General features: G+C 68.1%; 8 protein-coding genes. 5 read left to right on the top strand and 3 right to left on the bottom strand.

Translation table 11 applies throughout. The annotated features are described in order from the left end of the window. Window positions 1–14 precede the first annotated feature (14 nt). The 4 genes from odhB to lpdA all read left to right on the top strand — a co-directional run bounded on the left by odhB (window position 15) and on the right by lpdA (window position 3,697). Window positions 15–1,280 carry a 2-oxoglutarate dehydrogenase complex dihydrolipoyllysine-residue succinyltransferase gene (gene odhB, locus H1343_RS01415; RefSeq protein ID WP_185984223.1) on the top strand — a complete coding sequence of 422 codons (1,266 nt, stop codon included), beginning with the start codon at window positions 15–17 and terminating at the stop codon, window positions 1,278–1,280. A 68-nt stretch (window positions 1,281–1,348) separates the two neighbouring features. Continuing rightward, window positions 1,349–1,849, top strand: a complete 501-nt coding sequence (locus tag H1343_RS01420) for a hypothetical protein (RefSeq protein ID WP_246333190.1) — start codon at window positions 1,349–1,351, stop codon at window positions 1,847–1,849. Window positions 1,850–1,854: 5 nt separating this feature from the next. Further along, window positions 1,855–2,247 (top strand): MAPEG family protein, encoded by a 393-nt coding sequence (locus H1343_RS01425; protein WP_185985410.1) that lies wholly within the window; start codon window positions 1,855–1,857, stop codon window positions 2,245–2,247. A 28-nt stretch (window positions 2,248–2,275) separates the two neighbouring features. Then, window positions 2,276–3,697, top strand: coding sequence for a dihydrolipoyl dehydrogenase (gene lpdA, locus H1343_RS01430; protein WP_185984224.1), 1,422 nt, complete (start codon window positions 2,276–2,278; stop codon window positions 3,695–3,697). A 127-nt stretch (window positions 3,698–3,824) separates the two neighbouring features. Here the strand turns inward: lpdA and H1343_RS01435 are convergent, their stop codons facing one another. The 3 genes from H1343_RS01435 to H1343_RS01445 all read right to left on the bottom strand — a co-directional run bounded on the left by H1343_RS01435 (window position 3,825) and on the right by H1343_RS01445 (window position 6,751). Continuing rightward, a complete protein-coding gene (locus H1343_RS01435; protein WP_185984225.1) occupies window positions 3,825–4,481 on the bottom strand; it encodes an inorganic diphosphatase in 657 nt (218 codons plus the stop codon). A gap of 157 nt (window positions 4,482–4,638) precedes the next feature. Continuing rightward, window positions 4,639–5,712, bottom strand: a complete 1,074-nt coding sequence (locus tag H1343_RS01440; protein WP_246333191.1) for a TraB/GumN family protein — start codon at window positions 5,710–5,712, stop codon at window positions 4,639–4,641. A gap of 64 nt (window positions 5,713–5,776) precedes the next feature. Continuing rightward, window positions 5,777–6,751 (bottom strand): tyrosine recombinase XerC, encoded by a 975-nt coding sequence (locus tag H1343_RS01445; protein ID WP_185984226.1) that lies wholly within the window; start codon window positions 6,749–6,751, stop codon window positions 5,777–5,779. A gap of 223 nt (window positions 6,752–6,974) precedes the next feature. Between H1343_RS01445 and H1343_RS01450 the strand changes: the two genes are divergently transcribed. Further along, window positions 6,975–7,409, top strand: coding sequence for an OsmC family protein (locus H1343_RS01450; protein ID WP_185984227.1), 435 nt, complete (start codon window positions 6,975–6,977; stop codon window positions 7,407–7,409). The last annotated feature ends 388 nt before the right edge of the window (window positions 7,410–7,797 follow it).

Below are 7,797 nucleotides of genomic sequence, written 5' to 3' on the forward strand. Positions count from 1 at the left end.
GGAAAAAGCCCCCGATGAGCATCGAAGTCAAAGTCCCCACCCTCGGCGAAAGCGTCACCGAAGCCACGATCGGCAAGTGGTTCAAGAAGGCGGGCGAGCGCGTCGAGCAGGACGAGACCGTCGCCGAGCTCGAGACCGACAAGGTCACGGTCGAGGTGCCGGCGCCCGCCGCCGGCGTCCTCGCCGAGATCGTCGTGCAGGAGGGCGAGACGGTCGAGGTCGGCGCGCTGATCGCGATGATCGGCGAAGGCGAGGGCGCGGCCGCCGGCGGCGCGAAGGCTCCGACCGAGAAGCCGTCCGAGCCCGCGAAGGCGGAAGCCGCGTCGGGCAAGACCGAGGGCTACGGCAACGCGGCGCCGGCTCCGGCCGATGCGGCCAAAGGCGGCGACATGCCGGCCGCGCCCTCGGCGCAGAAACTGATGAGCGAGAAGAATCTCTCGGCCTCCGACGTCGAGGGCTCGGGCAAGCGCGGGCAGGTGCTGAAGGGCGACGTTCTCGACGCCATCTCGAAGGGCGTGACGGGCGGTGCCGAGGCCAAGGCGCCCGCCGCGCCGCGTGCGCCGTCTTCGGGCGACGATGCCTCGCGCGAGGAGCGGGTGAAGATGACCCGCCTGCGCCAGACGATCGCGCGGCGCCTGAAGGACGCGCAGAACACCGCCGCCATGCTGACGACCTTCAACGAGGTCGACATGACCGCGGTGATGGAGCTGCGCAAGAAGTACAAGGATCTGTTCGAGAAGAAGCACGGCGTGAAGCTCGGCTTCATGGGCTTCTTCACCAAGGCGATCACCCATGCGCTGAAGGAGATCCCGGCGGTGAACGCCGAGATCGACGGCACCGACCTCATCTACAAGAACTATGCCCATATCGGCATGGCCGTGGGCACGGATAAGGGCCTCGTAGTGCCGGTGGTGCGCGACGCGGACCAGATGACGATCGCCGAGATCGAGAAGGAGCTCGGACGCCTTGCCAAGGCGGCCCGCGACGGCACGCTGTCGATGGCCGACATGCAGGGCGGCACGTTCACCATCACGAACGGCGGCGTCTACGGCTCGCTGATGTCGACGCCGATCCTGAACGCGCCGCAGTCGGGCATCCTCGGCATGCACAAGATCCAGGAGCGGCCGATGGCGATCGGCGGCAAGGTCGAGATCCGGCCGATGATGTATCTGGCGCTCTCCTACGACCACCGCATCGTCGACGGCAAGGAGGCCGTCACGTTCCTGGTGCGCGTGAAGGATTCGCTCGAGGATCCGGAGCGTCTCGTCCTCGACCTCTAGCGGTGACGATGCCGCTTCCTCCTCTACCTGTCGGCGGAGGAAGCGGACGATCCAGGGAAGGAGCAGGCGTGCCGACCGGTCGAAACACCTTCGCCCTCGCGACGCTTCTCCTCGCGCTCCACCCGGGCGCGAGCGCTGTGGCGCAGGACGTTCCCGTCTACAAAGATGACCGTTCGGACCCGGGCGCCCTCATCCAATCCCTCTACAACGCCATCGAGCGGCGGGAATATCTGCGCGCCTGGTCCTATTTCGACGAGGGCGTGGTCGCCGACCCCGAACGCTTCTCGGCCGGCTACGAGCAGACAGCGCATGTGCGCCTGAAGCTGGGTGAGGTGACCGGCGAGGGCGCGGCCGGCTCCCTCTACGGCTCGGTGCCGGTCGCTGTCGAGGCGACGGCCGAGGACGGGACGGTCAGCGTCTTCACCGGCTGCTACGAGACGCGCCAGGTGCAGCCCGCCGCGCAGATCGAGCCGCCCTTCAGCCCGATCCGCATCATCGCCGGCAAGCTGGAGGAGACGACCGCCTCCCTCGACAGCGCCGTCGGCGACTGCCCGCAGGAGGGGCTGTGACCGCGATGCCCGCAGAACTCGTCGTCCTCGCACTCTCCATCATCCTTCTCGTGGTACATATCGCGCTGCAGGGCAATCTTGCCACGCGCGAGCGCGGCATCGACTGGAACGCCGGCCCACGCGACGGGGAGGCCAAGCCGCTCGGGACGATGGCGGGCCGGGCCCAGCGCGCGCTCGACAACTTCAAGGAGACCTGGCCTGCCTTCATCGCGCTCGCCCTCGGCCTCTCCGTCATCGACGAGACAGGCGGCATCGGAGCGCTGGGCGCGTGGCTGTGGCTGATCGCCCGTGTCGCCTACCTGCCGCTCTATCTGTTCGGGGTTCGCTACGTGCGCTCGATCGCCTTCCTGACGTCGATGTTCGGGCTGGCCCTTATGTTGATCCGCTTCCTTTTCTGACCGCGATAAACGAAAGATTCTCTCGCTCATGTCCGACACCCAAGACAGCGCCTTCGACCTTGTCGTCATCGGTTCCGGCCCCGGCGGCTACGTCTGCGCCATCAAGGCGGCGCAGCTCGGCCTCAAGGTGGCCGTCGTGGAGAAGCGCAAGACCTATGGGGGCACCTGCCTGAACGTCGGCTGCATTCCGTCGAAGGCCCTGCTGCACGCTTCCGAAATGTTCGAGGAAGCCGGGCACAATTTCGCCGAGCTCGGCATCGAGGTCGCGCCGAAGCTCAACCTCGAGACGATGCTGGGGCACAAGGACAAGACGGTGAAGTCGAATGTCGACGGCATCGCCTTCCTGTTCAAGAAGAACAAGATCGAGGGCATCATCGGCACCGGCCGCATTAAGGCGGCGGGCGAGGTCGAGGTCGCTGGCGAGGACGGTGCCGCGCGCACGCTGAAGACCAAGGCGATCGTCATCGCCACGGGCTCCGAGGTTGCCGGCATCCCGGGAATGGACGTCGAGTTCGACGGCGAGACCGTGGTCTCCTCCGACCATGCGATCGCGCTTTCCCGTGTGCCGGAGACGATGGTGGTCGTCGGCGGCGGCGTGATCGGCCTCGAGCTCGGCTCGGTCTGGGGGCGCCTCGGCGCCAAGGTGACGGTGGTCGAATATCTCGATAAGGTCCTCGGCCCGATGGACGGCGAGGTCTCCACCGCCTTCCAGAAGCTGCTGGCCAAGCAGGGCATGACCTTCAAGCTCGGCGCCAAGGTAACGGGCATCGTCTCCGAAGGCGGCAAGGCCTCCGTCACGTTCGAGCCCGCGAAAGGCGGGGAGGCCGAGACCGTCTCGGCCGACGTCGTGCTGGTCGCGACCGGCCGACGGCCCTTCACAGACGGGCTCGGCCTCGACGAGGTGGGCGTTCAGCGCGACAAGGCCGGGCGCGTCGAGATCGACGCCGGCTACAAGACCAATGTCGACGGCATCTACGCCATCGGCGACGTGGTGAAGGGCCCGATGCTCGCCCACAAGGCCGAGGACGAGGGCGTCGCGCTCGCCGAAATCCTGGCCGGCCAGCACGGCCATGTGAACTACGGCGTGATCCCCTCTGTCGTCTATACCCAGCCCGAAGTCGCCTCCGTGGGGCGCACCGAAGAGGAGCTGAAGGCGGACGGCATTGAGTACAAGGTGGGCAAGTTCCCCTTCATGGCGAACGGGCGCGCGCGCGCCATGCTCTCGACCGACGGCTTCGTGAAGATTCTCGCCGACAAGACGAGCGACCGGGTGCTCGGCGTCCATGTCCTCGGACGCGGCGCGGGCGAGCTGATCGCAGAGGCGGCCGTGCTGATGGAGTTCGGCGGCTCGTCCGAGGATCTCGCGCGCACCTGCCACGCGCATCCGACCATGTCCGAGGCGATGCGCGAGGCTGCCTTCGCGGCCTTTGCCAAGCCGATCCACATCTGAGGGGAGAGGCGGCCGGCGGCCTGGCCGCCAGCCTCGGAACCGACAAGAAAAAGGCCGCTGCGCGGGACGACGCGCAGCGGCCTTTTTCGTTTGCCGGCCCTCCAGTTCGGAGGCGCCGGCAAGCTCGTTACTGCGCGGCGCTCTCGCCTTCCGCGCCGGCTTCGGCATTGTCGTTCGCGGCCGAATCCTGCGTGCGGTAGGCCTCGATCGCTTCATCGACCATCGCGACCGACGTCGCGGCATCCTCATAGCCCGTCAGCTCGACGACCTTGCGGCCCTCGGGGAGCTGCTTGTAGACGCGGAAGAACGCCTCGAGACGATCGATTTCGGCCGCCGGCATGTCCGACAGTTCCTGGATGGCGTCGTACTGCGGGTCGACGTCCGAGACCGGAACCGCGATGATCTTGTCGTCTTCCTCGCCGCCGTCGATCATGTTGAGCGTGCCGATGGCGCGCACACGGATCAGCGCGCCAGGCACGATCGGCTCGCGGGTGTAGACGATGGCGTCCAGCGGATCGCCGTCGCCGCCGAGCGAGGACGGGATCGAGCCGTAGTTGGCCGGGTAGACGACCGGCATGACCTGATAGCGGTCGACGAAGACGTGACCAGTTTCGGCGTTGATCTCGTACTTGGTGAAGGAGCCCGCCGGAATCTCGATGACAGCGTTGAACTCGCCGCCTTCCTCGGGCTGCGGATAGGCGTAGGGCGACACGTATTCCTGCGCAAGCGCGGGCGTTGCGAGGACAGACGCGGCCAGAAGGCCCGCCTTGAAAAGCTTGGTCATGAGATGATCACCTTCGCGTCTGATGGAACGCGACCGCCGATAAAGGCAACCGGCGACGGACGGGTAACGGACAGATGACATTTCGATGACGTGTTTCACGTGAATCAAAGCGGGACCTGGACCCGCATCGCCGGACGACGCCGTCGATGAGCCGCGTTCAGTCTGCGCGCTCGACCTCACGGCCTTTCGCGCGCAGGAGCTCGACGATGCCCTCCTCGCCGGGCAGATGCAGCGCGCCGACTGCGACGAAGGCGCCGCCTTCGTCGAGCATCGGTGCCATGCGCTCGGCCATCACGTGGTTGCGCCGTGTGACGACGCGGTCCTCGAAGCCGGCGGTGACCGCAAGCGATGCGGCATCGCTGGAGCCGGAGGGCGCCAGATGCTCCACCGTCGGCGTGATCGCCCCGATCCGCCCTTCGCCGTAGAGCGCGATCATGGTCGCGAAGATGTCCGGCAGGCGGTCGCGGATGGCGAGGGTCGCGACGAGGTTCTCGGCCTGCAGGTCGAGCGGCATCGAGGCGATGGCCTCGAGTTGTTCGACGGCCGTCTCGAGCCCATGCACGGACTTGCCGTCTTCCTCGGCGCGCCGCAGGAACGCGAGGTCGAGGACGGTTTCGCCCGCCGCCTGTCGCGCGAGCTCGCAGGGCGGCACGACGAGGCCGGCGGTGAGGAACCAGGGCTGCAGCGTGCCGACCGCATCGGCCGGCATGCCGATCCCGGCGAGCGCCTGTTCCAGTTCGGCGCGCTCGGGCTCGGCGACGAGGTCGGTCAGGCGCGTGCCCGCAGGCAGCAGCGTCAGGTCGGGCCGGGCGAGGACGGCGGCCGCGACGCCCGCCTCATCCGCGATCTCGGTGGTCTCGACGACGAGCTGGCCGGCGGTCTCGAAGGCGGCCTGCGCGGGCGCCGGCAGCGCGAGGACGGCCGGGTCGGACAGATGCATCGTGCCGAACAGGAACGAATCAGCCGCGCCGTCGCGGCCGGTGATCCGGAACAGCCGACCCTCGCCGTTCGGCACCGCCGCCGCCTCGTGCTCGATCGCGGCGCGAAGCTCCTGCGGCAGGCCGTCGTAAAGGCTGGTGCCCTCATCGCAGGCCGGGGCTTCCTGCGCGGACGCGAAGACGGGAGCGAGGACAAGCGCGGCGCACAGCAAGGCGGGCACTGCATTGAGGGCGGCGAAGGCCGCGTCGGCTGCGCGCTCCGTGATGGGGCGGGCGCGGTGCATCTGGGTCATCGAAGGCTCCGGAGGTGTTCGTCGCACCCTCACACGGCGCGGTGACCAAAGCCTGAAGCTTCCGTCAGCCCGTGCGCGTCGATCCCTCGCGCCGTCGCGCGCGGGGATGGGCCGTCTCGTAGACGTTCATCAGCCGCGCGGCGTCGACGGCGGTGTAGGTCTGCGTGGTGGACAAAGACGCGTGGCCGAGGAGATCCTGGATGGCGCGCAGATCGCCGCCGGCGGCCAAAAGATGCGTCGCGAAGGAATGGCGCAGCGCATGGGGCGTTGCCGAATCGGGCAGGCCGAGAAGGCCGCGCAGACGCACCATCGCCCGCTGGACGATCTGCGCGCGCAGCGGCCCGCCCCGCGCGCCGCGGAAGAAGGGCTCGTCGGCCGACAGGACGAAGGGGCAGAGGCGGCGGTAGTCCGCGCATGCCTGCAGGACGGCCGGCAGCAGCGGCACCAGCCGCTCCTTGCCGCCCTTGCCGAGGACGCGCATCGAACGCGCCTTCGGATCGGCGAAACTGTCGCCCGGCATGGACAGCGCTTCGGAGATGCGCAGCCCGCAGCCGTAGAGGAGGGTCAGCACCGCGACGTCGCGCGCCGCGATCCACGGCTCGGCCGCCATCGCACCCGCCTCGCTTGCGACGGCCAGGGCGTCGGCGCGCGCCAGCGGCCGCGGCAGGCCGCGCTCTGCCTTCGGCGCGCGCAATGCGTTGGCGCCTGCGCTCGAGGCGAGGCCCTCGCGCTCCAGATGGCGCAGGAAGGAGCGCAGCCCCGCCAGCCCGCGTCCGAGGCTTCGCGAGCCCGCGCCTTCGCGCCGGCGGCCGGCCAGAAAGCCGCGAAGACGCTGCGGCGTGATGTCGGCAAGATCGCCCAGTTCGGCCGGGCGGCCGAGATCGGCGGCCAGAAAGACCAGGAACTGGCGCAGGTCCCGCTCGTAGGCCTCCACGGTGTTCGCGCTCGCCCCACGTTCGCCTGCAAGGCGCGCCAGCCATTCGCGCTTGCGCTCCATCACGGCAGGCGAGGCGGGAATCAGTGCGTGGGTCGCAGACATCGAGATCTCCCGGCAGTTGCGGTTCGGGGCCGAGGGCGAAGATGACGGACAAGCCGTAAACGCTTCACCACAACACCGCGAATCGACGCATTACGCTTTCCATGAATGTGCCACGGTTTTCGGGCGGTCCTCTGGACGCGCGGCGACCCGTCTCCATCTTCGCACCCGGCATGGCCGCCCCCGCGGCCCCACAAGACTGTCCACGCGGCCAGGGAGATATCTCATGAAACGACACGCAACCGCCATCTGGAACGGCGCGCTCGGTGACGGCAAGGGCACGATCACGACCCAGTCGGGCGCGCTCGACAAGCACGGCTACTCCTTCAAGGCTCGCTTCGAGGACGAAAGCGGCAAGTCGGGCACCAATCCCGAGGAGCTCCTGGCGGCCGCCCATTCGGGCTGCTTCGCCATGCAGCTTTCGCACTTCCTCGCCGAGAACGGCACACCAGCTGACGAGCTGAAGGCGCGCGCGGTGGTGACGGTGGAACAGGAAGCCGGCGGCTTCACGGTGAAGTCGAGCGCGATCACGCTGGAGGCCAAGGTCCCCGGCATCGAGGACGGCAAGTTCCAGGAGCTCGCCAAGAAGGCCAAGGAGGGCTGTCCGATCTCCAAGGCCCTCGGTGCGATCGAGGTGACGCTGGACGCGGCGCTCGTCTGAGAGGCCGTCGCGGGCGCGGCGCCCTATCGGCGCCGCGCCCTGCAAAAGATGGAAGATCGGGGGCCGAAGCCTCACATAGAGCAGACGGGCAATGACGCCGTGATGACGATTTTTGCGCCCGGAGCACTTTTTCGCGCTGAGGGGTGTTGACGTTCGGCCCCGAGTGCTTTTATAAGCCGCTCATCGACGACGGCGGTGGCGCCGGGGCGAGGCGGCCGGGACCTGATGGTTCTGGGAGTTGAGCCGGAAAGTTGAGCTGACGGTTGGGTTTCGGGGGTTTTTCTCCGGGGGTTGATCGGTCGGCTCGGTTTTGCGCCTTCCGTGTTTGTCGGCTTTGATTTTACGAAGTGTCTTTGGATGCTTTGAGGCGGGCCTGAGGGTTTTGCCG

This window comes from Aureimonas mangrovi (assembly GCF_014058705.1).
GTDB lineage: Bacteria > Pseudomonadota > Alphaproteobacteria > Rhizobiales > Rhizobiaceae > Aureimonas > Aureimonas mangrovi.

What these genes read in the sequence shown, in the direction of transcription:
- H1343_RS01450 (WP_185984227.1), top strand. Translation starts at nt 6,975, where the DNA reads ATGAAACGACACGCAACCGCCATCTGGAACGGCGCGCTCGGTGACGGC.
- odhB (WP_185984223.1), top strand. Translation starts at nt 15, where the DNA reads ATGAGCATCGAAGTCAAAGTCCCCACCCTCGGCGAAAGCGTCACCGAA.
- H1343_RS01445 (WP_185984226.1), bottom strand. Translation starts at nt 6,751, where the DNA reads ATGTCTGCGACCCACGCACTGATTCCCGCCTCGCCTGCCGTGATGGAG.
- lpdA (WP_185984224.1), top strand. Translation starts at nt 2,276, where the DNA reads ATGTCCGACACCCAAGACAGCGCCTTCGACCTTGTCGTCATCGGTTCC.
- H1343_RS01440 (WP_246333191.1), bottom strand. Translation starts at nt 5,712, where the DNA reads ATGACCCAGATGCACCGCGCCCGCCCCATCACGGAGCGCGCAGCCGAC.
- H1343_RS01425 (WP_185985410.1), top strand. Translation starts at nt 1,855, where the DNA reads ATGCCCGCAGAACTCGTCGTCCTCGCACTCTCCATCATCCTTCTCGTG.
- H1343_RS01435 (WP_185984225.1), bottom strand. Translation starts at nt 4,481, where the DNA reads ATGACCAAGCTTTTCAAGGCGGGCCTTCTGGCCGCGTCTGTCCTCGCA.